The sequence below is a fragment of the Kitasatospora sp. NPDC002543 genome (genome assembly GCF_053594915.1).
Genome location: NZ_JBSFWR010000003.1, coordinates 98,447 through 123,853, shown reverse-complemented (window position 1 = coordinate 123,853; position 25,407 = coordinate 98,447). Strand labels below are relative to the sequence as shown.

The 25,407-nt window shown below is 74.2% G+C and carries 15 protein-coding genes and 1 riboswitch; of the genes, 10 read left to right on the top strand and 5 right to left on the bottom strand.

What is annotated here, in order from left to right; all coding sequences use genetic code 11:
* Nucleotides 1-83: 83 nt before the first annotated feature.
* The 5 genes from ACWD4P_RS02580 (at nucleotide 84) to ACWD4P_RS02560 (ending at nucleotide 9,967) form a co-directional block, all read left to right on the top strand.
* On the top strand, nucleotides 84-2,213 hold the full coding sequence (locus ACWD4P_RS02580) for a putative bifunctional diguanylate cyclase/phosphodiesterase (RefSeq protein WP_359827099.1): 2,130 nt from the start codon (nucleotides 84-86) through the stop codon (nucleotides 2,211-2,213).
* A gap of 511 nt (nucleotides 2,214-2,724) precedes the next feature.
* A complete protein-coding gene (locus ACWD4P_RS02575; RefSeq protein ID WP_449778302.1) occupies nucleotides 2,725-6,255 on the top strand; it encodes a protein kinase domain-containing protein in 3,531 nt (1,176 codons plus the stop codon).
* Nucleotides 6,256-6,520: 265 nt separating this feature from the next.
* Nucleotides 6,521-7,912 carry an NADP-specific glutamate dehydrogenase gene (gdhA, locus tag ACWD4P_RS02570; protein ID WP_359817264.1) on the top strand — a complete coding sequence of 464 codons (1,392 nt, stop codon included), beginning with the start codon at nucleotides 6,521-6,523 and terminating at the stop codon, nucleotides 7,910-7,912.
* A 139-nt stretch (nucleotides 7,913-8,051) separates the two neighbouring features.
* The gene (locus tag ACWD4P_RS02565) at nucleotides 8,052-8,936 is read left to right on the top strand and encodes an AraC family transcriptional regulator (protein WP_449778301.1); all 885 of its coding nucleotides are present in this window, start codon (nucleotides 8,052-8,054) and stop codon (nucleotides 8,934-8,936) included.
* Nucleotides 8,937-9,202: 266 nt separating this feature from the next.
* Nucleotides 9,203-9,967, top strand: a complete 765-nt coding sequence (locus ACWD4P_RS02560) for a VOC family protein (RefSeq protein WP_449778300.1) — start codon at nucleotides 9,203-9,205, stop codon at nucleotides 9,965-9,967.
* Here the strand turns inward: ACWD4P_RS02560 and lnt are convergent.
* The 3 genes from lnt to ACWD4P_RS02545 all read right to left on the bottom strand — a co-directional run bounded on the left by lnt (nucleotide 9,943) and on the right by ACWD4P_RS02545 (nucleotide 15,582).
* Nucleotides 9,943-11,541, bottom strand: a complete 1,599-nt coding sequence (gene lnt / locus ACWD4P_RS02555; RefSeq protein ID WP_449778299.1) for an apolipoprotein N-acyltransferase — start codon at nucleotides 11,539-11,541, stop codon at nucleotides 9,943-9,945. The two genes, ACWD4P_RS02560 and lnt, sit on opposite strands and share 25 nt — an antisense overlap.
* A 256-nt stretch (nucleotides 11,542-11,797) precedes the next feature.
* The gene (cobN, locus tag ACWD4P_RS02550) at nucleotides 11,798-15,421 is read right to left on the bottom strand and encodes a cobaltochelatase subunit CobN (protein ID WP_449778298.1); all 3,624 of its coding nucleotides are present in this window, start codon (nucleotides 15,419-15,421) and stop codon (nucleotides 11,798-11,800) included.
* Nucleotides 15,418-15,582: a hypothetical protein gene (locus tag ACWD4P_RS02545; protein ID WP_359817272.1), complete on the bottom strand. Its 165-nt coding sequence runs from the start codon at nucleotides 15,580-15,582 to the stop codon at nucleotides 15,418-15,420. The genes cobN and ACWD4P_RS02545 overlap by 4 nt, the downstream gene beginning before the upstream one ends.
* Before the next feature lie 65 nt (nucleotides 15,583-15,647).
* Nucleotides 15,648-15,733: riboswitch (cobalamin riboswitch) on the bottom strand.
* Nucleotides 15,734-15,938: 205 nt separating this feature from the next.
* On the opposite strand from ACWD4P_RS02545, the gene ACWD4P_RS02540 reads away from it, so the two are divergent.
* The 3 genes from ACWD4P_RS02540 (at nucleotide 15,939) to cobJ (ending at nucleotide 19,443) form a co-directional block, all read left to right on the top strand.
* Entirely contained in the window at nucleotides 15,939-17,225 is a 1,287-nt protein-coding gene (locus ACWD4P_RS02540; RefSeq protein ID WP_449778297.1) for a hypothetical protein, read from the top strand.
* The gene (locus ACWD4P_RS02535) at nucleotides 17,222-17,848 is read left to right on the top strand and encodes a precorrin-8X methylmutase (RefSeq protein WP_449778296.1); all 627 of its coding nucleotides are present in this window, start codon (nucleotides 17,222-17,224) and stop codon (nucleotides 17,846-17,848) included. The genes ACWD4P_RS02540 and ACWD4P_RS02535 overlap by 4 nt, the downstream gene beginning before the upstream one ends.
* A gap of 107 nt (nucleotides 17,849-17,955) precedes the next feature.
* Nucleotides 17,956-19,443, top strand: coding sequence for a precorrin-3B C(17)-methyltransferase (cobJ, locus tag ACWD4P_RS02530; RefSeq protein ID WP_359817338.1), 1,488 nt, complete (start codon nucleotides 17,956-17,958; stop codon nucleotides 19,441-19,443).
* A 169-nt stretch (nucleotides 19,444-19,612) separates the two neighbouring features.
* On the opposite strand, the gene ACWD4P_RS02525 is transcribed toward cobJ, so the two are convergent.
* Nucleotides 19,613-21,352, bottom strand: a complete 1,740-nt coding sequence (locus ACWD4P_RS02525; protein ID WP_449778295.1) for a TIGR03767 family metallophosphoesterase — start codon at nucleotides 21,350-21,352, stop codon at nucleotides 19,613-19,615.
* 330 nt (nucleotides 21,353-21,682) lie between these two features.
* Here ACWD4P_RS02525 and ACWD4P_RS02520 point away from each other — a divergent pair, with 330 nt between their 5' ends.
* Both ACWD4P_RS02520 and ACWD4P_RS02515 read left to right on the top strand, forming a co-directional pair.
* Nucleotides 21,683-22,945 (top strand): cobalt-precorrin-5B (C(1))-methyltransferase, encoded by a 1,263-nt coding sequence (locus ACWD4P_RS02520; protein WP_449778294.1) that lies wholly within the window; start codon nucleotides 21,683-21,685, stop codon nucleotides 22,943-22,945.
* Nucleotides 22,946-23,195: 250 nt separating this feature from the next.
* Nucleotides 23,196-24,725, top strand: coding sequence for a UDP-N-acetylglucosamine 1-carboxyvinyltransferase (locus ACWD4P_RS02515; protein WP_359817281.1), 1,530 nt, complete (start codon nucleotides 23,196-23,198; stop codon nucleotides 24,723-24,725).
* A gap of 153 nt (nucleotides 24,726-24,878) precedes the next feature.
* Here ACWD4P_RS02515 and ACWD4P_RS02510 read toward each other — a convergent pair whose 3' ends face one another.
* Nucleotides 24,879-25,382, bottom strand: a complete 504-nt coding sequence (locus ACWD4P_RS02510) for a DinB family protein (protein ID WP_449778293.1) — start codon at nucleotides 25,380-25,382, stop codon at nucleotides 24,879-24,881.
* Between the last annotated feature and the right edge of the window lie 25 nt (nucleotides 25,383-25,407).

The following is a 25,407-nucleotide window of genomic DNA, read 5'->3' as shown; positions in this document are numbered from 1 at the left end:
GCCGCCGTCGGGCCTGTCGCGCCTGCCGGGCTGACCGGGCCCGCCGGAGCCGGCGCGCACACCAGAGGAACCAGGTTCAGCAGATGAGTACCACCCCGGTGCGCGGCAACGCGGAGCGGTTCCACGAGGACTGGTCCCGGCTGCTCTCCGCCGACCACGGCATCGCCGTCCACCCCGGGCTGCTCGGCCGGCTGGTCGCGCGCACCGCGGCGCTGCTGCACCGCGCCCAGGAGGACGATCCGTTCGAGCCGCGGCTGGCCGCGCAGGCCGGCGCCGAACTGGTCGACGCGCACTTCACCGACCCGGTGCTGCTGGCCCGGGCGGTCGAGCTGCTCCAGGCGCAGCCCGTCCACGACGACCGCGGCCCGGCCCTGACCGGCGCCTTCGCGGCCGGCTGGGCGGCCGCCCTGCGCGAGCGCACGCTGACCGAGCAGGAGGCGATCCGCACCGCCGCCGACTCCGCCCGCAAGGAGGCCGAGCGGGCGCTGCGCGCGTCCGAGGCCCGGTTCCGGGCCCTGTTCGAGAGCGCCGCGATCGGCATCGGCATCGGAGACACCGACGGCAACATCCTGGCGGTCAACAAGGCCCTCCAGGAGCTGTTCGGCGCGGGCCCGGAGGACATGATCGGCCGCCGGGTCGGCGACCTCGTGCACCCGGAGGACACCCCGGGCGTGTGGGAGGCCTACGAGGAGCTGATCAGCGGCAAGCGGGACTACTTCCAGTTCGACAAGCCGTACTACCGGCAGGACGGCGAGATCATCTGGACCCACCTGACCGTCTCGCTGATCCGCGACGACGACGGTGTCCCGCAGTACCAGGTCGCGATGCTGGAGGACGTCACCGACCGCTACCGCCTCCAGGAGCGGCTGCGCCACCAGGCCACCCACGATCCCCTCACCGGCCTGCCCAACCGCGCGGCCTTCTTCGAGCGGCTGGAGAAGCTGTTCGAGGAGCCCGAGCCCGGTGCCCGCTTCGGCCTCTGCTACGTCGACCTCGACGGCTTCAAGGTGGTCAACGACAGCCTCGGCCACGACATGGGCGACCAGTTGCTGGCCGCCGTCGCCGCCCGGCTGAAGGCCGCCCTCAGCCCGCTCGGCCACCTGGTGGCCCGGCTCGGCGGCGACGAGTTCGTCGTCCTGCTGGAGAAGTGCCGGGGCGAGCAGGAGGCGGTGGCCGCCGCGAAGACCGTCCTCAAGGCGCTGGCCGGGCCGGTGCTGATCGGGGACCACAAGCTCGCCGTCGGCGCCAGCGTCGGCGTGCTGGAGCGCCGGGTGTCCACCACCACCCCGGGCGCCGCTGTCCGGGCCGCCGACCTCACGCTGTACCGCGCCAAAGAGGCCGGTCGCGGCCGGTGGACGCTGTTCGACCCCAAGGAGAACGCCCGGGCGGTCAGCCGCTACGCGGTGTCCGTGCGGATGCCCGCGGCCCTCGACCGCGGCGAGTTCTTCATCGACTACCAGCCGCTCTACCGCCTCGCCGACGGTCGGCTGGCCGCCGTGGAGGCGCTGGTGCGCTGGCGCCACCCGCAGCTCGGCGTGCTCGGCCCGGACGAGTTCGTCACCACCGCCGAGGAGACCGGGCTGATCATGCCGCTCGGCCGCTGGGTGCTGGAGCAGGCCTGCGGCCAGGCCGCGGACTGGATCAAGCGGTACGGCGACGCCGCCCCGCAGCTCAACGTCAACCTGGCGGTCCGGCAGGCCCGCAGCGCCGCCCTGGTCACCGACCTCGGCCGGATCCTGGACAGCACCGGGCTGGACCCGGCCCGGCTGCAGCTGGAGATCACCGAGTCGACCGTGGTCGGGCCGGAGGACGAGGCGCTGCGCACCCTGCACGGGCTGGTCGACCTCGGGGTGTCGCTGGCCGTGGACGACTTCGGCACCGGCTGGTCCAACCTCGCCTACCTGCGCGACCTGCCGGTCTCCGGGCTGAAGATCGCCGGCTCCTTCGTCGGTGACCTGCACGAACCGGGGAAGGACGAGTCCACCGGTTGGCGGATCGTCAGCGGGCTGGTGTCGATGGCGCACGCGCTCGGGCTGAACGTCACCGCCGAGGGCGTGGAGACCCTCCGGGACGCGGAGCGGCTGCGGACCATGGGCTGCGACTGGGCGCAGGGCTGGCACTTCGGACGGCCGGTGCGGCCCGGTGAGATCGCCCGGCGGATCGTGGACGAGCCGATGGGGCGCCCGGTCGACGGCCGGTCGAGGGTCGACTGAGAGCCGGCCGAGAGCAGACTGCGGGCTGCGGGCGGGCCGTCGGAGGGCCGCCTGGGGCCGCTTGGGGCGGCCTCGGAGCCGGGGGAGCGGGCCGTCCCCGTTCGGGCCCGGGCGCGTGCCCGAACGGACGGCGTCGGCGTCGGTACGGTCTCGGTGCCGGTGCCGGTGCCGGTGCCGGTGCCGGTGTCGGTACGGCTTCGGCTTCGGCGCCTGCGCCGGCGGTCCCCGGTTCCCGGCCGCCGGTCGCGTTCGCGTATCGGTCCTGCGATGGGTCGGTCCTGATCCGGAAAAGCGCCCGACACCCCTGCCCGCCGTGCGGGATGATGACGCGTCACGATTCACCCCGGCACCGGCGCACCCATGACCACGCCCGCGCACCGGTCCGGGCTGCGCGGAATGGGAGCGTCGCATGGGCACGACGGAGGACGCGGATCCGGCCGAGGGCGATCGGCGCGGGCCGAGGCCCCGGTCGGCCGCCGGAGCCGAGCCGGGGAATCCGCCGCGGAGCCGGGTGGAGCGGTGGTCGCGGGGCCGCTGGCGCGCCTCCGGAGCCGCCCCGGACCGGTCCTCCCGGCTGGGCGCGGCGGCCCCGCCGCCCCGGACGGACCCGCAGGCCGCGACCCGCCGGGTGCCCGCCGCCCCGCCGCGGTTCGACCCGGAGGCCGCGACCCGCCGGATATCCGGCGCCGCACCGCGCTTCGACCCGGAGGCGGCCACCCGCCGCAAGCCGGATGCCGAGCCGCGGTTCGACCCGCACGCTCTGACGGAGGCGCGGCCGGGCCGACCGGGGAACCCCGGCCACCAGGGGCGCCCTGGCCGTGCGGGCCGTACGGAAGGCGTCGACTCCGAGGCGGTGACCGAGGTCGTCCGACCCCGGTCGGGCGCGGCGGCCGGCCCGCCCTCCTGGCAGGACGGCGTCGGGCCCGGCGGCCCGGCCCCGGCCGGACGCCCTGGCGGCGGCCCCGGCAGTGGCTCCGACGGTGACCGGAACGGCACCGGAGCCGATCCCGGGGGCTTCGGTGGCGGTGCCGACACCGACGACCCGTTCGAGGGGGCCTTCCCGGACGCCCTGCGGAGTCGGTTCGTCCCGCTCGGCCGGGCCGGGGCGGGTTCGGAGGGTACCGTCTGGTACGTCCGGCGCACCGACGGCGGCGGCGACGCGGCCGTCAAGGTGGCCGTCGCCGGCCAGCCGATGGACCACGACCTGCTCGCCCACCTGCGCAACGACGGCTTCCGCCGGCACGTCCCGCACCTGATCGACTTCGGCCGGGTCCGCCACCACGGCGCCCAGGTCGACTGGGTGGCCATGGAGTACCTGCCGGTCACCCTCGCCGCGCACGTCGCCGGGCTGTGGCGGGCGGGCGGGCACGGCGACCGCCGGGCCACCGAGCAGATCGTCTACGAGCTGGTCGCCCTCCTCGACTTCTGGCAGCAGCGGATCAGGCGCAACCCGCTGGACTTCAAGCCCGCCAACATCCTGGTGCGCCCCGGCAGCGGCTCCGGGGAGTTCGTGATCGCGGACTTCGGCGGCGTGGACCGGCTCACCGACAGCCGCCGGTTCACCTCCGCGATGATGGTCACCGTCGCCTACATGGCCCCCGAACAACTGGCGGGCAAGAACCACCAGGCCGGGCCCTGGTGGGGGCTCGGCAACGTGCTGTACGAGCTGTTCGTCGGCCGCCCCCGCTTCGTCGGCGCGGACGGCGAGCGCCCGGACGACCAGGAGCTGGAGCTGGAACTGGTCATGGGCGAGGAGGTCGACCTCGGAGCCGTCCGTGACCCCCGTCAACTGCTCCTCCTCCAGGGGCTGTTCACGAAGAAGCCGGAGGATCGCTGGACCGCGCCGCAGGTCCGCAGCTGGCTGGCCGGCGGCACCCCCGAGGTGGTCCGCCGCCGGCCGCAGGCACAGCCCCGGGCACACCGACCGGTCACCTTCCTCGGCAACCCGTTCACCGACCCGGTCCGGCTCACCGAGGCGCTGCTCAAGAACTCCGGCGCGGCGGCCCGTTGGCTCTCCACCGGGGGAGCGGAGCGGGTCCGCGACTGGCTGCGGGACGAGGTCGAGGACACCGTCTTCGACCTGCACCACCTCACCGACGTGGCCCGGGCGCCCGGCTCCCGGCGCGAGGCCGTGGCAGCGGTCGCGGTGCTCGCCCTCGGGGCCGCCTTCGCGCCGGGAGCCGTCCCGCACTACCGCGACCGACGGATCGACACCACCGGCCTGGAGCGCGTCGTCACCGAACCGGACGGCGCCGAGCTCATCGACGAACTGGTCCGGGGCGGGGCACCGGTCGTGGTCGCCCGCTACGACTGCTTCCACCCCGAGTGCGCGGGCGAGCACTGCTCGCGGCTGCTCGCGGTGGCCGGACTGCCGGAGGTGCTGGCCGAGGTGGACCGGCTGGCCCGGACCGTCGGCGGCGGCCGGCGCGGCGGCGACGGGCTCAGCCCGGAGGAGCGCGAGGAGGCGCACCGGCAGGCGGTCTGGCTGAGCATCCGTCCCGAGGAACGCGTACGGCTGCTCGGCCGGCTCTCACCGCTGCCCGCCGCGCTGCACCGGCTGCCGCTGCCCGAGCGGGTGTCGGAGCTCGCGGCCGTGGTGGCCGCCACCGTGGTGGACGGCGCGCTGGCCGCCGGGGCGGGTGCCCGCACCGCCGTACGGGCGGCGGCCCGTAGGCCGGCGCCCGACCCGGCGGCGGCCACCCCCCGGGACGTGGTGCGGCGCCGCTGGTCCGCGCTGCGGCGCCGGGCGGTGGCCGCCGACCCGGAGCAGCCGGCCGGCCGGGCGGCGCTGGTCGCGGCGGAGGCGCTGCGGCGGCGCGGCCGGGGCCGGCCCGAACGGCCCGAGCCGGAGACCGGAGCCGGTACCAGGGCCGAGGCCGGGGTGCGACGGGAAGGGCCGCTGACCCGGCTCTGGCGCAACCGGCGCCGCCGGCCGCCGGTGGACTGGCGGGGCCGGCTGACGGCCTGGTGGCCGCATGCCCGCACCGCGCTGCCGCGCCGGGCCGGTGCGGTCGTCCTGCTGCTCCTCGCCTTCGGGCTGCTGCTGTGGGCGGGGGCGGTGATCCGGCATCCGGTCGAGGCGGGGCAGAAGCTCGACCTCTCGCCCGCCGGCGCCTTCGGCGGCCCGCTGCGGACGGCCGGCGACCACGCGGCCCGGCAGGTGGTCGGACAGCTCGGCGCGGGGCTCGTCGCGGCCGCCGTGATCGCCTTCTTCCCCGCCCGGCTGGGCATCGGCACGGCGCTGTTGACCGGGGCCGGGGCCCTCGCCATCGGCTACCTGCGGCTCGGTCCGCCGATGACGGCGCTGGAGACGCCCCAGGCGGTGGCCGACCGGGTGGTCGTGTTCGAGGGCGGCATGGGGAGCTGGGCCGGCATCGCGGCGGTGGTGGCGGTGGTGGTCTCGCTCGTCCTGATCGAGCGGGCCTCCAACCGGCTGCTGAAGCCCGCCCAGGAGGCCCGCCGGCAGGTCCGGGAGGCCTGGCGGCGGCTGGACGCGCGGAGCGCGGCGCGGTCGTCCGGGGACGCCGCCGCCGGGCGGGACGCGGCCGCGGAACGGGTGCGGAGCGGGCCGTCCGGGCGGTGGCGGCCGGGCGGCGCGGGTACGCGGGACCGGGTGCGGTTCGCGCTCGGCACGACGGCGGTGCTGGTGCTGCTGCTGTGGGCCGCGGTCGAGGTCCGGCTGGCGGCCACCGGGGTGCACGGCACGCCCGACTCCTGGGGGACCGGGCAGACCGGCGCGGCCTACCAGGCCGGGTTCGTCCTGCTGCTGGCGGTGGTGTCGCTGGTGAGCACCCTCGGGACGCCGGCGACCGCCCGGGGGCTGTTCGCGGTCTGGGTCCCGGCCACCCTGTTCCTGGGCGCCTGGCCGGGGCCGCTGGGCCCGGTCGAGGCGCTGCGGATCCCGGTGTTCGAGGGGCTGTTCCGGGCGGTCGCGGGGCTGTGGGGGCACGGGGCCTTCTGGGCCGCACTGCTGGTGGCGCTGCCGCTGGCGGCGTACGGCGGGCTGCGGACGGTCCGGGGAAGCGCGGGGCGGCGCGGCTGACGGATGGCGATGGCCGCGAAGCCCGGCCGACGGGTGACGGCGAACGGATGACGGATGACAGCTGACAGATTTCGAAATCTGTCAGCTGTCATCCGTCAGTGGCCATCTGTCGCCTGTCATCCGTCGGCCGTCGGTTTCCAGCATGTGGATGCTTCAGGACCCGCCGTGTGGACACTGCGACACTGGCCGCGTTTCCTGGGCACGTCCCTCAGGCCCGCCGGGACACTGCGCACGCCCATCGACGACACGGAAGGGTCCTGATCAGATGCCGACGACCCCCGCCACCCCCCGCTCCTCCGCCTCCTCCTTCGACGCCGAACAGCGCGCGATCGAGGCGCTCTACGCCGACGTGGTCCGCCGCAACCGGGGCGAGGACGAGTTCCACCAGGCCGTCCACGAGGTGCTGGAGACCCTGGCGCCGGTGCTCGCCCACCGGCCCGAACTCCTCGACGCCCGGATCATCGAGCGGATCTGCGAGCCCGAGCGTCAGCTGATGTTCCGGGTGCCGTGGACGGACGACTCCGGCGACGTCCACGTCAACCGCGGCTTCCGGGTCGAGTTCAGCAGCGCGCTCGGCCCGTACAAGGGCGGGCTCCGCTTCCACCCCTCCGTGAACCTCGGGATCGTCAAGTTCCTCGGCTTCGAGCAGATCTTCAAGAACGCGCTCACCGGTCTGCCCATCGGCGGCGGCAAGGGCGGCTCCGACTTCGACCCCAAGGGCCGGTCGAACGCCGAGATCATGCGGTTCTGCCAGTCCTTCATGACCGAGCTGTACCGCCACCTCGGCGAGTACACGGACGTGCCGGCCGGGGACATCGGCGTCGGCGGCCGGGAGATCGGCTACCTCTTCGGTCAGTACAAGCGGATCACCAACCGGTACGAGAGCGGTGTCCTGACCGGAAAGGGGCTCGGCTGGGGCGGCGCCCAGGTCCGCACCGAGGCCACCGGCTACGGCTGCGTCATGTTCACCTCCGAAATGCTGCACAGCCGCGGCGAGAGCCTGGACGGCCGCCGGGTGGTCGTCTCCGGGTCCGGCAACGTGGCGGTCTACGCGATCGAGAAGGCGCAGCAGCTCGGCGCGACCGTGCTCACCTGCTCCGACTCCTCCGGCTACGTGGTGGACGAGAAGGGCATCGACCTCGACCTGCTCAAGGAGGTCAAGGAGGTGCGGCGCGGCCGGGTCTCCGACTACGCCCGGCTGCGCGGCAGCCACGTCCGGTTCGTCGAGGGCCCGGGCGTGTGGAGCGTGCCCTGCGACGTCGCGCTGCCCTGCGCCACCCAGAACGAGCTGACCGAGGCCGACGCGCTGGCCCTGGTGCGTAACGGCGTGCTGGCCGTCGCCGAGGGCGCGAACATGCCCACCACCCCCGAGGCGGTGCGGGTGTTCCAGGAGGCCGGAGTGGCCTTCGGTCCGGGCAAGGCGGCGAACGCGGGCGGCGTCGCGACCAGCGCCCTGGAGATGCAGCAGAACGCCTCGCGCGACTCCTGGACCTTCGAGCACACCGAGGAGCGGCTGGCCGGGATCATGAAGCACATCCACGACTCCTGCTTCACCACCGCCGAGCGCTACGGCCACCCGGGCAACTACGTGGTCGGCGCGAACATCGCCGGCTTCGAGCTGGTCGCCGACGCGATGCTGGCCCAGGGCCTGATCTGAGCCGCTGAACCGTCGAGCTGCCGAGCTGCCGAGCCGGAACCCGGCGATCGGTACCCCACCGGAGCGGGCACCGATTGTCGGGTACGGAAGAGTGGCTCCTTCCTACGGTGGAGATCATCAAAGGAAGGACGGGGTTGGCGTGCTGGAGCATCTGAACCGGGCGATGGACCGGATCGAACGGGATCTGGACCGCGAGGTCGACGTGGCCGAGCTGGCGCGGATCGCGATGACGTCGGAGTACCACTTCCGGCGGCTGTTCTCGATGCTTGCCGGGATGCCGCTGTCGGAGTACGTCCGGCGTCGGCGGCTCACCGTCGCGGGGGCCGAAGTCCTGGACGGTGAGCGGACGTTGCTCGACGTCGCGGTCCGGTACGGGTACTCCTCGGGGGAGGCTTTCGCCCGGGCGTTCCGGGCCATGCACGGCGTCGGGCCGGGCGAGGCCCGGCGCGACGGTGCGGTGCTCGTCTCGCAGCCCCGGATGTCCTTCCGACTCGTCGTGGAAGGAAGCAGCAGCATGGAATACCGGATCATCGAGAAGCCGGAGTTCAGGATCGTCGGCAGGAAGGCCCGGGTCACGCTGATCTACCTCGGGATCAACCCGGGTATCGCCGAGTTCGTCAAGGGGCTCGGCAAGGAGACGGTCGAGCGGATCGCGGCCCTGTCCGGGAACGACCCGGAGGGGATCCTGTCGGTGAGCGACGACTTCTCGCCGAACCGCGAGGAGGGGTCCGAACTCGACTACTGGCACGGGGTGGTGGCGCGCGACGGGGGCGCCGTCCCGGCGGACCTGGACGTGCTCGACGTCCCGGCCGGCACCTGGGCGGTGTTCACCAACACCGGGCCGTTCCCGCAGGCCCTGCAGGAGATGTGGGGGGACGTGGCGAGCCAGTGGTTCCCGTCCAACCCGTACGAGGCCAGGCCGGGCCCGGAGATCCTCCGGACCCGGTTCGTCCCGGGGACGGCGGAGGCCGAGGCGGAGCTGTGGATCCCGGTGGCGCGGGCCGTGCGTGCCACGCAGAGCTGACGAATGACAGATGACAGCTGACAGATTTCGAAATCTGTCAGCTGTCATCTGTTTTCTGTCTTCTGTGATCTGTTCTCTGTGATCCGTCCGCCCGCTCCCCGCCTGCCCCGCCTCCGTCTGCCCCCGCCCGCCCTCCGACCACCCCCCCGTTCGGCCCACCACCGCCCGCCAAGCGCCGCCCCCGCCCCGCATGCTGGGGCAGGAGGTGCGGGGGCCGAGGCGCCGAACACCCGGGAGTTCCCGAGCAAGCTGCGAGGACAGACGCCATGAAGCAGACCTCCGTGACCACCAACGCCCCCTGCTGGACCGAGCTGGGCACCTCGGATCCGGCCGCCGCCCGGGCCTTCTACACCGAGCTCTTCGGCTGGCAGGCGGACGACACGGCCCGCCCCGGGGACGAGGACTACACCCAGATGCTGGTCGGGGGCGCCCCGGCCGCCGCCATCACCCCGCGCTACGCCCCGCAGCAGCCGATCGCCTGGACGGTCTGCATCGCGGTGGCCGACGCCGACGCGACCGCCGTGAGGATCAAGGAGTCCGGTGGGCAGATCCGGAAGGACCCCACCGACGTCTTCGACTTCGGCCGTTTCTCGGTGGCCGCCGACCCGTCCGGCGCGGTGTTCATCCTCTGGCAGGGCCGGGCCTTCAAGGGCGCCGGAGTGTTCGACGCGCCCGGCTCGCTCGGCTGGGTGGAACTGCTCACCCGCGACCCGTCCGGCGCGCTCGACTTCTACCCGGCGGTGTTCGGCTGGTCCGTCGCCCCGTCCGAGCACTACCCCCAGTGGGGTCTGGACGGTCAGGACTTCGGCGGCATGCTGACGATGGACGACCGCTTCCCGCCCCAGGTGGGGCCGCACTGGCTGCCGTACTTCGCGGTCGCCGACGTCGACAACACCGTCGGCCGGGCGGCGGCGCTCGGCGGGGACGTGCCGATGCCCGCCACCGGTGTGCCGGGCGGCCGGCGGATCGCCGTGCTGCGCGACCCCCAGGGCGCCGCGTTCGGCGTCTACACCGCCGGCGCCGAGGGCTGACCGGCCCGCCGGAGGGCGCGCGAGCGGCGCCACCCGGTCACGGCCACCGCCGCCGCCCCCGCCGTGACCAGCAGCGCCCCCAGCGGCACCACGTCGCCGATCCGGTCGTACCAGGTCAGCGTCCCGGGCTCGGTGAGCGGGAGCCGGACGGTCAGCGCGCCGGTGGCGTCGGTGCCGAGCCGGCCGAGCTCCCGGCCCTGGGCGTCGAAGGCGGCAGAGACCCCGGTCAGCGAGGCCTGCACGGCCGGCCGGCCGGTCTCGGCGGCCCGGATCGCCGCCAGCGAGACGTGCTGCTCGGGCGCCCAGGTGCGCTGGAAGGTCGAGGTCGAGGACTGGTAGACGAGCACCCTGGCGCCGTCCCGGGCGGCCGTGCGGGCCATGTCGGGGAAGGCCGACTCGAAGCAGATCAGCGCCCCGACCGGCAGCGCGCCGCCCGCCCGGTCGGTGGCCGGCAGGACGTGGAAGGACGTGCCGGGGGCGCGGTTCTCGCCCGCGGCCCGGCTGACCCCCGCGATCCAGCCCAGCACCGGCCGCAGCGGGATGTACTCGCCGAACGGCACCAGCCGGATCTTGCGGTAGCGGTCCACCACGCCGGCGGGCGAGACCAGTACCGAGTCCTTCGAGATCCGCCCGTCGGCCTTGCGCGCGTCCTCCCCGGCGACGAGTTCGGCGCCGGTGGTCGCGGCGAGCCGACGCAGGGTGTCCAGCGCGGCCGGGTCGCGGTCGAGGTCGGCGGTGCTGCTGCTCTCGCCCCACACGACCAGGTCCACCGGCTGCCCGACCAGGCCTGCCGTGATCCGCGAGCTCGCCTCGAACCGGGCCTGCGGGTCCTCCACGATGCCGGGCTGGACCAGGGCCACGGTCACCGCCCCGTCGCGGGCGGGTGCCTCGCGCAGCGCGAACAGCAGCGGGCCGGAGGCCAGCACCAGCGCGACGGTCCCGGCGGCGACGGCCCGCGGCCGCCAGTGCACCGCCGTCAGGGCGATCAGCACCCCGGTGTTGACCGTCGCCACCGTCGCGCTGACCAGCCAGATCCCGCCGGCCGAGGCCAGTGCGAGGATCGCCGGGTGCTGCCACTGGGTGGCGCCGAGCAGCGCCCACGGCCCGCCGAGCGCGGGCCAGGACCGCGCGTACTCGGTCGTCACCCAGACGGCCGGTACGAGCAGCAGCGCGAGCAGGGCCCGACGGGCGGTCAGCCGGGGGTGCAGCAGCCGGTGCACGGTGTACCCGACGGCGCCCTGCAGCGCCCCGAACAGCACCGCGATGACCGGCAGGCCCGGCCCGACGGACGGGATCAGCCAGTACATCGCGGTCAGGATGAACCCCGCGCCGAACCACCAGCCGCGCACCGCGGCCTCCCGGCCCGACGGCGCCCGCTGCATCAGCAGCAGTCCGGGGACGAGCGCGATCCAGGCCAGCCAGGCCTGCCCGGGCGCGGGGAAGGCGAGCACCGGTACCGCCCCGGCCGCCAGCGCGCCGATCCGCGCGCGGTACCGGTGCGGCGCGCGGGGCTCCCGTTCCGCGGCGGCGGGCGTGCTCAGGGGCGGGCTGGTGGGGGCGGAGCGACGCGGCATGACCCGTATTGTCCGCCGGAAGGGCGTGCACCACCAGTACGCCCATCGGCCGAACGGGTGAAGACGACACGACCTTTGGAAGCAGTGGACCGGACGGCACCAGTGGACCGGATCGAACTGGCGATCCGGCCCACCGGCACCTCCGGAGTGGGCCGGGCTCCAAGGACCCCGGCCCACTCCACCCGGGACCAACCCGAGCGCGGCCTCACTCCGAGCGCGGCCTCCCCCTCGCAGGGGCCTCAGCCGCCGCGCGGCCTCACTCCTCGCCGCCCTCCAGGTCCCCCTCGGTCTCCAGGAACGCGGCCTGCAACTGCTCGATCAGCTCCGGGTCCGGCTGCTCCCACAGCCCGCGGCTCGCCGCCTCCAGCAGCCGCTCGCTGATCCCGTGCAGCGCCCACGGGTTGGCGCCCGCGAGGAACTCCCGGTTGACCGGGTCGAGGACGTACTCCTGGGTCAGCTTCTCGTACATCCAGTCCGCGACCACGCCCGTGGTGGCGTCGTAGCCGAACAGGTAGTCCACGGTCGCGGCCATCTCGAAGGCGCCCTTGTAGCCGTGGCGGCGCATCGCCTCGATCCAGCGCGGGTTGACCACCCGGGCGCGGAAGACCCGGGCGGCCTCCTCGGTCAGGGTGCGGGTGCGGACCGTCTCCGGGCGGGTCGAGTCGCCGATGTAGGCGGTCGGCGCCTTGCCGGTGAGGGCGCGCACGGTGGCCACCATGCCGCCGTGGTACTGGAAGTAGTCGTCCGAGTCCGCGATGTCGTGCTCGCGGGTGTCGGTGTTCTTGGCGGCGACGGTGATCCGCTTGTACGCGGTCTCCATCTCCTCGCGCGCCGGGCGACCGTCCAGCCCGCGGCCGTAGGCGTAGCCGCCCCAGACCGTGTACACCTCGGCCAGGTCGGCGTCGGTGCGCCAGTCCCGGCTGTCGATCAGCTGGAGCAGGCCCGCCCCGTAGGTGCCCGGGCGGGAGCCGAAGACGCGGACGGTGGCCTTGCGCTCGTCGCCGTGCACGGCGAGGTCGGCCTGGACGTGGGCGCGCACGTGGTTCGACTCCGGGGCCTCCTCCTGGGCGGCGGCCAGGCGCACCGCGTCGTCCAGCAGGGCGACGACGTGCGGGAAGGCGTCCCGGAAGAAGCCGGAGATGCGCAGCGTGACGTCGATGCGCGGGCGGCCCAGCTCGTCCAGGGGGATCGGCTCCAGGCCGGTGACCCGGCGCGAGGCGTCGTCCCAGACCGGGCGGACGCCCAGCAGGGCGAAGGCCTCGGCGATGTCGTCGCCGGCGGTGCGCATCGCGCTGGTGCCCCAGAGCGAGAGCCCGACCGAGGGCGGGTAGGCGCCGTCGTTGTCCGAACGGTAGCGCTCGACCAGCGAGGCGGCGAGTGCCTGGCCGGTCTCCCAGGCGAGCTTGCTGGGGACGGCCTTCGGGTCGACGGAGTAGAAGTTGCGGCCGGTCGGCAGCACGTTGACCAGGCCGCGCAGCGGCGAACCGGACGGGCCGGCCGGGACGAAGCCGCCCTGGAGCGCGTGCAGCACGGCGTCCAGTTCGTCGGTGGTGGCGGCCAGCCGCGGCACCACCTGGGTGGCGGCGAAGTCCAGCACCTCGCGGACGGCGCCCCGGACGGCCTCCGGCAGCCCGGCCGTGACCTTCTCGACCGCCGCGGGCGCCCAGTCCTCGGCCTCCATCGCCTCGACCAGGGCGCGGGCCTCGGCCTCGGCCGCGTCGGTGGCGCCCAGGGTCGGTGCCGCCTCGTCCAGGCCGAGCGCCTCGCGCAGGCCGGGCAGGGCGCTGACGCCGCCCCAGATCTGCCGGGCCCGCAGGATGGCGAGCACGATGTTGACCCGGTCGGTGCCGGCCGGCGCCTGGCCGAGGACGTGCAGACCGTCGCGGATCTGGGCGTCCTTGACCTCGCAGAGCCAGCCGTCGACGTGCAGCAGGAAGTCGTCGAAGCCGTCGTCCTCGGGGCGCTCCGCCAGGCCGAGGTCGTGGTCGAGCTTGGCGGCCTGGATCAGGGTCCAGATCTGGGCGCGGATGGCCGGCAGCTTGGCCGGGTCCATCGCGGCGATGTTGGAGTGCTCGTCCAGCAGCTGCTCCAGGCGCGCGATGTCGCCGTAGGAGTCGGCGCGGGCCATCGGCGGGACGAGGTGGTCGACGAGCGTGGCGTGGGCGCGGCGCTTGGCCTGGGTGCCCTCGCCCGGGTCGTTGACCAGGAAGGGGTAGACCAGCGGAAGGTCGCCGAGGACGGCGTCCGGGCCGCACTCGGCGGACAGCGCGGCGGTCTTGCCGGGCAGCCACTCCAGGTTGCCGTGCTTGCCGAGGTGGATCACCGCGTGGGCGCCGAAGCCGCCGTCCTCCTGCGCGGCCTCGATCCAGCGGTAGGCGGCCAGGTAGTGGTGGCTCGGCGGGAGGTCGGGGTCGTGGTAGATCGCGACCGGGTTCTCTCCGAAGCCGCGCGGCGGCTGGATCAGCACGAGCAGGTTCCCGGAGCGGATCGCGGCCAGCACGATGTCGCCGTCGGGGTTCTGCGAGCGGTCGACGTACAGCTCGCCGGGGGCCGGGCCCCAGTGCTCCTCGACCTGCTCCCGCAGGGCCTGCGGCAGGGTGGCGTACCAGCGGCGGTAGTCGGCGGCGGGGATGCGCACGGGGTTGCGGGCCAGCTGGTCCTCGGTGAGCCAGTCCTGGTCGTAGCCGCCGGCCGCGATCAGGGCGTGGATCAGCTCGTCGCCCTCGTGGCCGCCCTCGGCGGCGTCGAACGCGGGGAGGTCGTCGCCGAGGTCCATGCCCTCGGCGCGCAGCCGCTCCAGCAGGCGCACCGCGCTGGCCGGGGTGTCCAGGCCGACGGCGTTGCCGACCCGGGCGTGCTTGGTCGGGTACGCGGACAGCACCAGGGCGAGCCGGCGCTCGGCGGCCGGGACGTGCCGCAGCCTGGCGTGCTTGACGGCGGTGCCGGCGACGCGGGCGGCGCGCTCCGGGTCGGCGGCGTAGACGGTGAGGCCGTCCTCGTCCAGCTCCTTGAAGGAGAACGGGACGGTGATCAGGCGGCCGTCGAACTCCGGCACCGCGATCTGGGTGGCGGTGTCCAGCGGGGACAGGCCGTCGTCGCTGCCCTCCCACTGGGCGCGCGACCAGGTGAGGCAGAGCGCCTGGAGGATCGGGCGGTCGAGCGCGGCCAGCGCGCCCGCGTCCCAGGCCTCCTCGTCCCCGCCGGCCTGGGCGTCGGCCGGGCGGGTGCCGCCGGCGGCGAGCACGGTGGTGACGATCGCGTCGGCCTCGCCGAGCGCGGCCAGCAGCTCGGGCTCGGCGCCGCGCAGCGAGGCGCAGTAGTAGGCCCTGGCCCGGGCGCCCTGGTCCTCGACGGCCCGGCAGAGGGTCTCCACGAAGGCGGTGTTGCCGCTCATGTGGTGGGCGCGGTAGTAGAGCACCGCGACGACCGGGCCGTCGGTCGTACGGGCTTCGCGCTCCAGCGGGCCCCAGGCCGGGGCGGAGGCGGGCGGGGCGAAGCCGTGGCCGGTCAGCAGCACGGTGTCGGAGAGGAAGGCGCCCAGTTCGGCCAGGTTGGCCGCCCCGCCGTGGGCCAGGTAGGCGTGCGCCTCGGCGGCGATGCCGGCCGGGACGGTGGACAGCTCCATCAGCTGGGCGTCGGGGGCCTGCTCACCGGTCAGCACCACCACCGGGCGGGGGCCGGCCAGCAGCGTGTCCAGGCCCTCCTGCCAGGCGCGGCGCCCGCCGAGCAGGCGGACCACGACGAGCTCGGTGCCCTCCAGCAGCGCGGGCAGGTCCTCGGGAGTGAGCCGGGCCGGGTTGCCGAGCCGGTAGCGCACCGGGCCCTCGGAGGCACGGGCACTGAGCAGGTCGGTGTCGGACGTCGACAGCAGCAGGATCATGCGAAGGCCCTCCCGGCCTCGTCGGTGGCCGGGGTGGCCGGGATCTGGGCCGGGTCGGCCGTCGGGGTGGCGGCGGCCGGGACGGCCGCGGGGTCGACCGGGGTGGTCGTGGCGGCGGTCCGGGCAGCCGTGACGGCGGCCGAGGACACGGGCGCGGGCATGCGACAGCGCTGGAACATTTCTGCCTTCCTCGGGGTCCGCGCCCCGGGCCGGTGGAGGACGGCAGGAGTTCCTGGCTCCCGCGGCCGACCGGTCTACCGGTGAACCGCGGTCACAGTGGCGGGACCGCACCGGGTTCGCACCGGTTTCCTCCCCTGCGCCGTCGCTGGCGTTCGGACGGCCCGCGGGGGACCGTCCGCCAGCATCGTACGGGGTACGGCTGACCCGGGGGGAGGGCGAGCTTTCGGACGCCCGGCGCGCGGGCCCGGCGCGCGGGGCGGACAGCGGCCCGCGCCGGGGTCAGGGTGTGATGCGACGGACAAGGGCAAGCGATCGGATCATCTGTATGCTCGCCGCCATGCCACCGACACCCGACGCCACCGCGCCGGGCGCCGCAGGTCCCGACCGGGAGGTGCCCGACCGGGGGCGTGCGGACGCCTGCCCCGGAGCGCTTCGTCTGCATACGGCCGACGACGGCGCCCTCGCCCGGATCCGCCTGCCCGGAGGGCTCCTGACGGACCGTCAGACGCTCGCGCTGGCCGAGGCGGCGGAGGCCCTCGGCGACGGCGAACTGGAGACCACCTCGCGCGGCAACGTCCAGTTGCGCGGCCTGGCCCCGCACTGCGCGGCCGACCTCGCCGACCGGCTGCGCGCCGTCGGACTGCTGCCCTCGGACACCCACGAGCGGGTCCGGAACATCGTCGCCTCCCCGGCGGCCGGGCTGGACACCGCCCCGGGAACCCCCGTCAGCGTTGATGTGCAGTCCTGGGTAAGGGAGTTGGACGCACGGCTGTGTGCGAGCGACTGGGCGGCCGGACTCTCCGGCAAGTTCCTGTTCGCGCTGGACGACGGGCGGGGCGACGTCGCCGCGCTCGACGCCGATGTGACATTGATCGCAGGCCCGGCCGGCACCCGGCTGCTGCGCCTCGGGCGCGACGGGTACGGGCACCCGGTCGAGGCCGGGCAGGAGGTCGCGGCCGTGCTGGACGCGGCACGCTCCTTCCTGACCGCGCTGCGGACGAACGGGCGCAAGGCCTGGCACCTGCGCGAGGTCCCCGACCTGCTGCCGGCCGGCACGGTTCCGCTGCCCGCCCTCGCCGGGACCGGGCCGGCCGTCGGCGCGCTGCCCGGCGGGGTCTCGGTGGGACTGCGCTTCGGCCGGGCGGGCGCCGGGCAGTGGCGGGCGCTGGTCGCCGCCTCGGCCGGCGAGCTGCGACTGACCCCCTGGCGAGGGGTGGTGCTGCCCGGCGCCCCGGCCGACCGGCTGCCCGGGCTCGCCTCGGTCGGCTTCCGGACCGAGCCCGGCTCGGCCTGGGAGCGGGCCACGGCCTGCACCGGGCTGCCGGGCTGCGCCAAATCGCTGGCCGACGTCCGTGCGGACGCGGCCCGGGCGCTGGACACGGCCCGGGTCCCGGACGCCGTGCGGGACCCGGCCGCGGGCGCGTCGCCCGTCCGGCTGCCCGTCCACTGGTCGGGCTGCGAACGGCGCTGCGGCCACCCGGCCGGGCGGTGGGTGGACGTGCTCGCCACGGGGCACGGCTACCGGTTGGCGGTGAACGGTGCGGCGGTCGGTGCGACGGCCGTTGATGTGACGAACGAGGAGATGGCCGAGGCGGTCGCCGAGGCCAGGAGGACCACGAAGTGATCGAGTACGAGAAGGACGGCGCGTCCATCTACCGCCAGTCCTTTGCCACCATCCGCGCGGAGGCCGATCTGGCCGCCCTCCCGGCGGACGTCTCCCAGGTCGCGGTGCGGATGATCCACGCCTGCGGGATGGTCGACCTGGTCGAGGATCTGGTGTACTCGCCCGGCGTGGTCGCCTCCGCGCGCGCCGCGCTGCGCGCGGGTGCGCCCATCCTCTGCGACGTCAACATGGTCGCGAGCGGCGTCACCCGCAGGCGGCTGCCCGCCGACAACGAGGTGATCTGCACCCTCACCGACCCGTCGGTGCCCGAACTCGCCCGGGCGATGGGCAACACCCGCAGCGCCGCGGCCATGGAGCTGTGGCTGCCCCGGCTGGAGGGCGCGGTGGTGGCCGTCGGCAACGCGCCGACCTCGCTGTTCCGGCTGCTGGAGATGATCGAGGCGGGCGCGCCGCGACCCGCCGCGGTGATCGGCGTCCCGGTCGGCTTCATCGGTGCCGCCGAGTCCAAGCAGGCCCTGGCCGAGCACCCCTCCGGCCTGGAGCACCTGGTGGTGCGCGGCCGGCGCGGCGGCAGCGCGATCGCCGCCGCCGCCATCAACGCGATTGCGAGCGAAGAAGAGTGACGGGCCGTCGGAACATCGAGGATGTCGCGGGCGTCGCGGGCGTCGAGGCCGCCGCAGGCGTCGAGGGCGCCGCAGGGGTCGAGGGCGCGGAGGGTGCCACGGGTCGGCTGTACGGCGTCGGGCTCGGCCCGGGCGATCCGTCGCTGGTGACCGTCCGTGCCGCCGAACTCATCGGCAAGGCCGACGTGGTGGCTTACCACAGCGCCCGGCACGGCCGGTCGATCGCGCGGTCGATCGCCGAGCGGTACCTGGCGGCCGGTCAGATCGAGGAGAAGCTGGTCTACCCGCTGACGGTCGAGACCACCGACCACCCGGGCGGCTACCGCGGCGCGCTGGACGACTTCTACGAGGAGGCCGCCGCCCGGCTCGCCGCCCATCTGGACGCCGGCCGTGACGTGGTGGTCCTCGCCGAGGGCGACCCGCTCTTCTACGGCTCCTACCAGCACATGCACAAGCGGCTCGCCCACCGCTACCCGACCGAGGTGGTGCCGGGCGTGACCTCGCTCAGCGCGGCCGCGGCCCGGCTCGGGCAGCCGCTGACCGAGGCCGAGGAGACGCTCACCGTCATCCCCGGCACGCTGCCCGAGGAGGAGCTGACGGCCCGGATCGCCGCCGCCGACTCGGCCGTGATCATGAAGCTTGGGCGCACCTTCCCGACCGTCCGCAGGGCCCTGGAGCGGGCGGGACGGCTGGCGGACGCGCAGTACGTGGAACGGGCCTTCATGGCGGGGGAGCGGATCGCCCCGCTGGCCGAGGTCGACGGCGAGACGGTGCCGTACTTCTCCGTCGCGGTGCTGCCGAGCAAGGTCGCGCCGCTGGAGCCCGAGGTCCGGCTGTCGGACGGCGTCGGCAGCGTGACCGTGGTCGGCACCGGGCCGGCCGGACCGCTCTGGCTGACCGCCGAGGCACGCGGCGCGCTGTCCGAGGCCACCGACCTGGTCGGCTACACCACCTACCTGGACCGGGTGCCGGAGCGGCCGGGCCAGCGGCGGCACGGCTCGGACAACAAGGTGGAGTCGGAGCGCGCCGAGTTCGCCCTGGACCTCGCCCGGCGCGGGCACCGCGTCGCGGTGGTCTCCTCCGGTGACCCGGGGGTGTTCGCGATGGCCACCGCCGTGCTGGAGGTCGCCTGCGAGGAGGCGTACCGGGACGTTCCCGTCCGGGTGCTCCCCGGGATGACCGCCGCCCACGCGGCCGCCTCCCGGGCCGGCGCCCCGCTCGGACACGACTACGCGACGGTGTCGCTCTCGGACCGGCTCAAGCCCTGGGACGTGGTGGCCAAGCGGCTGCGGGCCGCGGCCGAGGCGGACCTGGTGCTCGCGCTGTACAACCCGGGTTCGAAGTCCCGCACCACCCAGGTCGCGCTCGCCCGGGACCTGCTGTTGGAGTACCGGGCTCCGGAGACTCCGGTCGTGATGGCCCGCGACGTCGGCGGCCCGACCGAGCGGGTGCGGATCGTCCGGCTGGGCGAGCTGGACCCGGCGCTGGTCGACATGCGGACCATCCTGCTGATCGGTTCCTCGCAGACCCGGGCGGTCGAGCGGGGCGGCGGCGTGGAGGTCGTCTGGACGCCGCGGCGCTACCCGGAGGAGTGACGGGCGACGGATGACAGCGAACAGATGATGAAATCTGTTCGCTGTCATCCGTCATCCGTCATCCGTCATCTGTGATCTGTTCGCTGCTCCCTGTCCGCCGTTCTCCGCCGTTCTTCGCCGGCCGCCGTCCCCTATCTGGTCCTCGTCCGGCCCCGTCGGCCCCCGACGGCTACCGGGTCGGCTTGGTGATCAGCAGCTCCGTGTTGTGGTCCGCGCCCGTGCCCAGCAGCGCCGTCGGGCGGCCGTTCGGGTCGTTGTACGACAGCTCGCGGTAGAGCGCCGCGAGGTTGGCGTCCGAGGTGCTGCCGAAGTCCGTCCCGTACGGGGCGGAGGACTCGATCAGCGTGGTGAACAGCGAGAGCGTGCCGTCCCCGTTGTCCGCGATCTCGATGATCCGCCCGTGCTGCGGGTAGTCGATGTGCGAGGCGGTGTTGATCTCCCAGAAGGCCCGCTCCGGCACCGCGTGGCCGTGCGGCGTGATCTTGTTCATGTGGGTGTGCCCGTTCACCCACGCGACGACGTTCGGGTAGCGCTGGAGCAGCGCCACCAGCTCGTTGCCGTCGTGCCGACCCTCGAAGATGTTGCGCGGGTCCGGCAGCAGGTTGCCCATCGTGCCGCTGGTGTGGTGGCTGAAGACGAGGACCAGCTCGTCCGTGCTCCCGCCCGCCACCCGGCGCCCGTCCGCGTCGTACCAGTGCCCGCTGTGCGCCTGCAACTGCTGCTCCAGCCAGCGCAGTTGCGCGGTGCCCAGCGAACCGTCGGCGAACCCGGCCTGGTTGGTGGTGTCCAGGCTGATGCCGACCACCTTCTCCGAGATGCGGAAGGTGTAGTAGAGCTTGCCGCTGTTCGCCATGTCCGAGGTGAAACCGTGCCCGTACGGGCCGGCGCCGGTGACGGCCGGGTTCAGGTGGGCCTTGGCGAACTCCTTGAGCGTGAACGGCCGGCGGCGCTCGTCCGGGGTGATCTTGCGCACCAGGTCACCACTGGCGATCAGCTTCGCCAGCAGCAGCACGGCGCCCGCCGGGTCGCGGCGCAGTGAGTCCATCAGCTGGGCGGCCGTGGCGTCGTCGCAGCCCTCCAACTTGTACTGGCCCGCGTACAGGTCGTTCAGCAGTCCGAGGTCCGGCAGCGTGCCCTCGATGCTGTCGTCGTGGTTGCCGACGGTGGTGTACCAGGGCGTGCGCAGGCCCGGTGCGTCGAAGGGGCGGCCGGCGGCGTTCAGGAAGCCGGGTATCCGCGGGAAGCCCTTCGCCTTGTAGCCGTCGTTGTAGGCGAGTTCGGGGTTCCAGTAGGCGGCGTTGCCGGAACTCTGCACGCCCTCGTAGCGGTTGGGGTCGCCGGTGCTCTGGGCGAGCCGGCCGCCGCCCATGACCTTGAGGTACCAGTCGAGTTCGGCGAGCTCGTGGTTGTCGGTGTTGTCGCCGGTGGCCATCACCATGCTGAACGGCATCCCGGTGTAGGGGCCGCCGTCGAGCGAGTTGACCCGCTCGACGAGGGCCGAGACACCGCGGGCGTTCAGGGCCTCCTGCGGCCGGTAGGCGCTGCCGTTGAACTTGGCCAGGTACTCGAAGCGCACCGGGGACTCGGTGTCCACCAGGTGCAGGTCGCTGAACTGGACGAAGCTGGCCAGGCCGGTCCGGCGGTCGTCCCGCCCGGTGCCCGCCGACGCCAGGTCGCCGCGCACCACCAGCGGCCAGCCGGGTCCGGCCGCCAGCCGCTTGTAGGTGCCCGTCCCGACCGGCGTGGCCACCTGTTCCAGCGTCGTCCCGGTGACCCTGACCGCCCGTGCGGCCGTCGTCGCCAGCGCCTGGTCGCGCGCCGTGGCCGAGGCGAACTGCGCGCCGCCCAGCGACAAGGCCGACCATGCGGCGGCCACCGACGTACCGGTGAGGAACGTACGCCGACTCATCCCTGCCACAAAAACCCCCACAGACTGATGGCCCGGCGGGGCGCTCGGCCCCGGCCGGGCCCACGTGTGTCATGAACCCGCTTCTGGCGGACCGCCAGATTACTCACTGGTAGGTCCGGTGGGCGAGGGCCGTGCAGAGAACACTTCGGGAACGCGGGGCGGCGTCCCTCCGCAGGTCGTGCACGCGGTCGCGCCGCGCAGCGCAGGTCTCGGCCGCCGCCACCCCGGTCGGGCCCCGTCCGGCCCGGTGGGGGAAAATCCTCGACGGCGGCCGGGGCGGTCGCCGGAGTGGAACAGGACGGCACGGGCGCCGTCGGGAACGGGGCGCAGGTGGCGGCAGCGGGATCCGAGCCGGGAACCGGGGCGGCGGGCGGCCGGGCCGGCCAGTTGAAGAGCAGTGGCCTGCGGCCCGGCTGGACGACGGGCGCCTGCGCCACCGCCGCCACCAAGGCCGCGTACACCGCGCTGCTCACCGGCGCGTTCCCGGACCCGGTGGTCATCACCCTGCCCAGGGGGCAGCAACCCGCCTTCGCCCTCGCGGCCGAGGAGCTGACCACTACCGGGGATCCGACCGCCGGGGGAGGACCGACCGCCGAGAAGCCGGCCCCAGTCGGGAAGCCGACCGCCGGGGAGCCGGCCGCCGCCGGAACGGGCGGGCCCCGCCCCGGCGGGCTCGTCTCCGCCATGGCCGGCGTGGTCAAGGACGCGGGCGACGACCCCGACGTCACCCACGGCGCGCTGATCCGATCGACCGTCCGGTCCGGCGAGCCCGGCACCGGGGTGGTGTTCCGGGCCGGCCCCGGCGTGGGCACGGTCACCAAGGCCGGGCTGCCGCTGCCGGTCGGCGAACCCGCGATCAACCCGGTGCCCCGGCAGATGATCCGGGACGCCGTCGCCGAGGTGGCCGCCGCGCAGGGCGGCAGCGGGGACGTGGTGGTCGAGATCTCCGTCGACCACGGTGAGGAGATCGCCCGGTCCACCTGGAACCCCCGGCTCGGCATCCTCGGTGGCCTGTCCGTCCTCGGCACGACCGGCGTGGTCGTCCCCTACTCCTGCTCGGCCTGGATCGACTCGATCCGCCGCGGCGTGGACGTGGCCCGGGCGGCGGGGCGCACCCACGTGGCCGGCTGCACCGGGTCGACCTCGGAGAAGGTGGCGGTCGCGGAGCACGGGCTGCCGGAGGACGCGCTGCTGGACATGGGGGACTTCGCCGGTGCCGTGCTCAAGTACCTCAAGCGCCACCCGGTGCCCCGGCTGACCATCGCGGGCGGTTTCGCCAAGCTGTCCAAGCTCGCGGCCGGCCACCTCGACCTGCACTCGGCACGGTCCCAGGTGGACAAGGGGTACCTGGCCGAACTGGCCCGGAGTGCCGGGGCGGACGAGGCGCTGGCCGGGGCGGTCGCCGGTGCCAACACCGCTCTGGAGGCGGTGCAGTTGTGCCGGGCGGCCGGAGTGCCGCTCGGGGACCGGGTGGCCGAGGCGGCCCGGGCGACGGCGCTCGGCGTGCTACTGGGCTCGCCGGTCGCGGTGGACGTCATCTGCATCGACCGCGCGGGCACCGTCGTCGGTCGGGCGGAGCCGCTCGGGCCGTGACACGAGGCCGTGACACGAGGCCGTGACGCGGAGCCGCGAGGCGGAGCGGAGCCGCGAGGCCGGGGCGCGGGATCGTGAACCGGGGCCGCTGCCGGGGGTCGTGACAATGTCACGGCTGTCACGGCGGCGTGACAACATCGCCTGGTGATGTGAAGAACTGACGTCCATACGGGGAGAGAAACGGACAAATGGAGCAGCATGTCGGGCCCCGGTTCTGTCGTCATCTCAACCATGAGATATCGTCTGGCGAGTGACAGGCGACTACCTCACCCGTATCGGCACCCTCATCCGCACCGCGCGCCAGCACCGCGGTTGGTCCCAGGCGCAACTCGGCGACGCCCTCGGCACCAGCCAGAGCGCGGTCAACCGCATCGAGCAGGGCAAGCAGAACGTCAGCCTTGAGATGATCGCCCGCATCGGCGAAGCGCTCGACAGCGAGATCGTCTCCCTCGGCTACTCCGGCCCGATGCACCTGCGCGTCGCCGGCGGCACCCGCCTCTCCGGCGCGATCGACGTCCGCAGCAGCAAGAACGCCTGCGTGGCGATCCTCTGCGCCTCGCTGCTGACCACCGGTCGCACCACGATCCGCAGCGTCGCCCGGATCGAGGAGGTCTACCGCATCCTCGAGGTCCTCACCAGCATCGGCGTCAAGAGCCGCTGGATCAACGAGGGCCGCGACCTCGAACTCACCCCGCCCGCCGAGCTGGACCTCGCGGCGATGGACGTCGAGGCCGCCCGCCGCACCCGCAGCGTGCTGATGTTCCTCGGCCCGCTGATGCACCGCGCCAAGCACTTCGCCATCCCGTACGCGGGCGGCTGCGACCTCGGCACCCGCACCGTGCAGCCGCACCTGACCGCGCTGCGCCGCTTCGGCCTGGAGGTCGCCACCACCGGCGGCGCCTACCACGCCTCGGTCGAGCCGGGCGCCCCGCAGGACCGCCCCATCGTCCTGACCGAGCGCGGGGACACCGTCACCGAGAACGCCCTGCTGGCCGCCGCGCGGCACGACGGCGTCAGTGTCATCCGCAACGCCTCGCCCAACTACATGGTCCAGGATCTCTGCTTCTTCCTGGAGAAGCTGGGCGTCAGGATCGAGGGCATCGGCACCACCACCCTCACCGTGCACGGCGTCCCGGAGATCACCTGCGACGTCGACTACACCCCGGCCGAGGACCCGGTGGAGGCGATGAGCCTGCTCGCCGCCGCCGTCGTCACCTCCTCCGAGCTGACCATCCGCCGGGTGCCGATCGAGTTCCTGGAGATCGAACTCGCGGTGCTGGAGGGCATGGGCCTCGACTACGACCGCACCCCCGAGTACCCGGCCCACAACGGCCACACCCGGCTGGTCGACCTCACCGTGCGGCCCTCCAAGCTGACCGCGCCGATCGACACCATCCACCCGATGCCGTTCCCCGGCATCAACATCGACAACGTGCCGTTCTTCGCCGCCATCGCCGCGGCCGCGCACGGCACCACGATGATCCACGACTGGGTGTACGACAACCGCGCGATCTACCTGACCGAGCTGACCCGCCTCGGCGCCGACGTCAAGCTCCTCGACCCGCACCGCGTGCTGGTCCAGGGCCCCACCCGCTGGCGCGCCGCCGAGATGATGTGCCCGCCGGCCCTGCGCCCCGCCGTGGTCATCCTGCTCGCGATGCTCGCCGCCCAGGGCACCTCCGTGCTGCGCAACGTCTACGTCATCAACCGCGGCTACGAGGACCTCGCCGAGCGCCTCAACTCCATCGGCGCCCGGATCGAGACCTTCCGCGACATCTGACGGACCGCCGCCCCGCCGACCGGCCTCACCTGTCGAGGCCGGTCGGCAGCACGGCAACCGACAACCCGGTGTTCAGGCACTCCACGAACACCGGGTTGTTCAGCGCCCAGCGCGAACGCCGCTCCCCGGCCCGCGCTTCGGGCTTCTCCCGGGTTACTCGCCGGTGGTGCCGTCGAGGTGTTCGCGGAGGAGGTCGGCGTGGCCGTTGTGGCGGGCGTACTCCTCGATCATGTGGGTGAGGATCCAGCGGAGCGAGAAGACCTCGTCGCCGTAGTGGCCCAGGACGTCCAACGACTCCGCCGCGGCGACGAGTTCCCTGGCGTGGTCGCACTCGCGGCGCCAGATCGCGAAGGCCTCGTCGGGGTCGGCGGCCTCGGTGTCGAACTCGGCGAAGGATCCGTCCGGATGCTTCCAGAAGCCGGGCCGGCCTTCGTCGTTGAGGACGTTGCGGAACCAGCTGCGCTCCACCTCGGCCAGGTGGCGGACCAGCCCGAGCAGGGAGAGCCCGGACGGTTCCAGTACGCGAGCACGGAGCTGTTCCGCGCCGAGGCCCTCGCACTTCATCGCGAGGGTGGCGCGCTGGTAGTCCAGGAAGCCTGCCAGGGTGGTGAGTTCGTCGCCGGTGCGGGGGGCCTGAGGTCGCTGATCATCGCTCATCGGGCCATCCTGCCCGGCTCCCGGC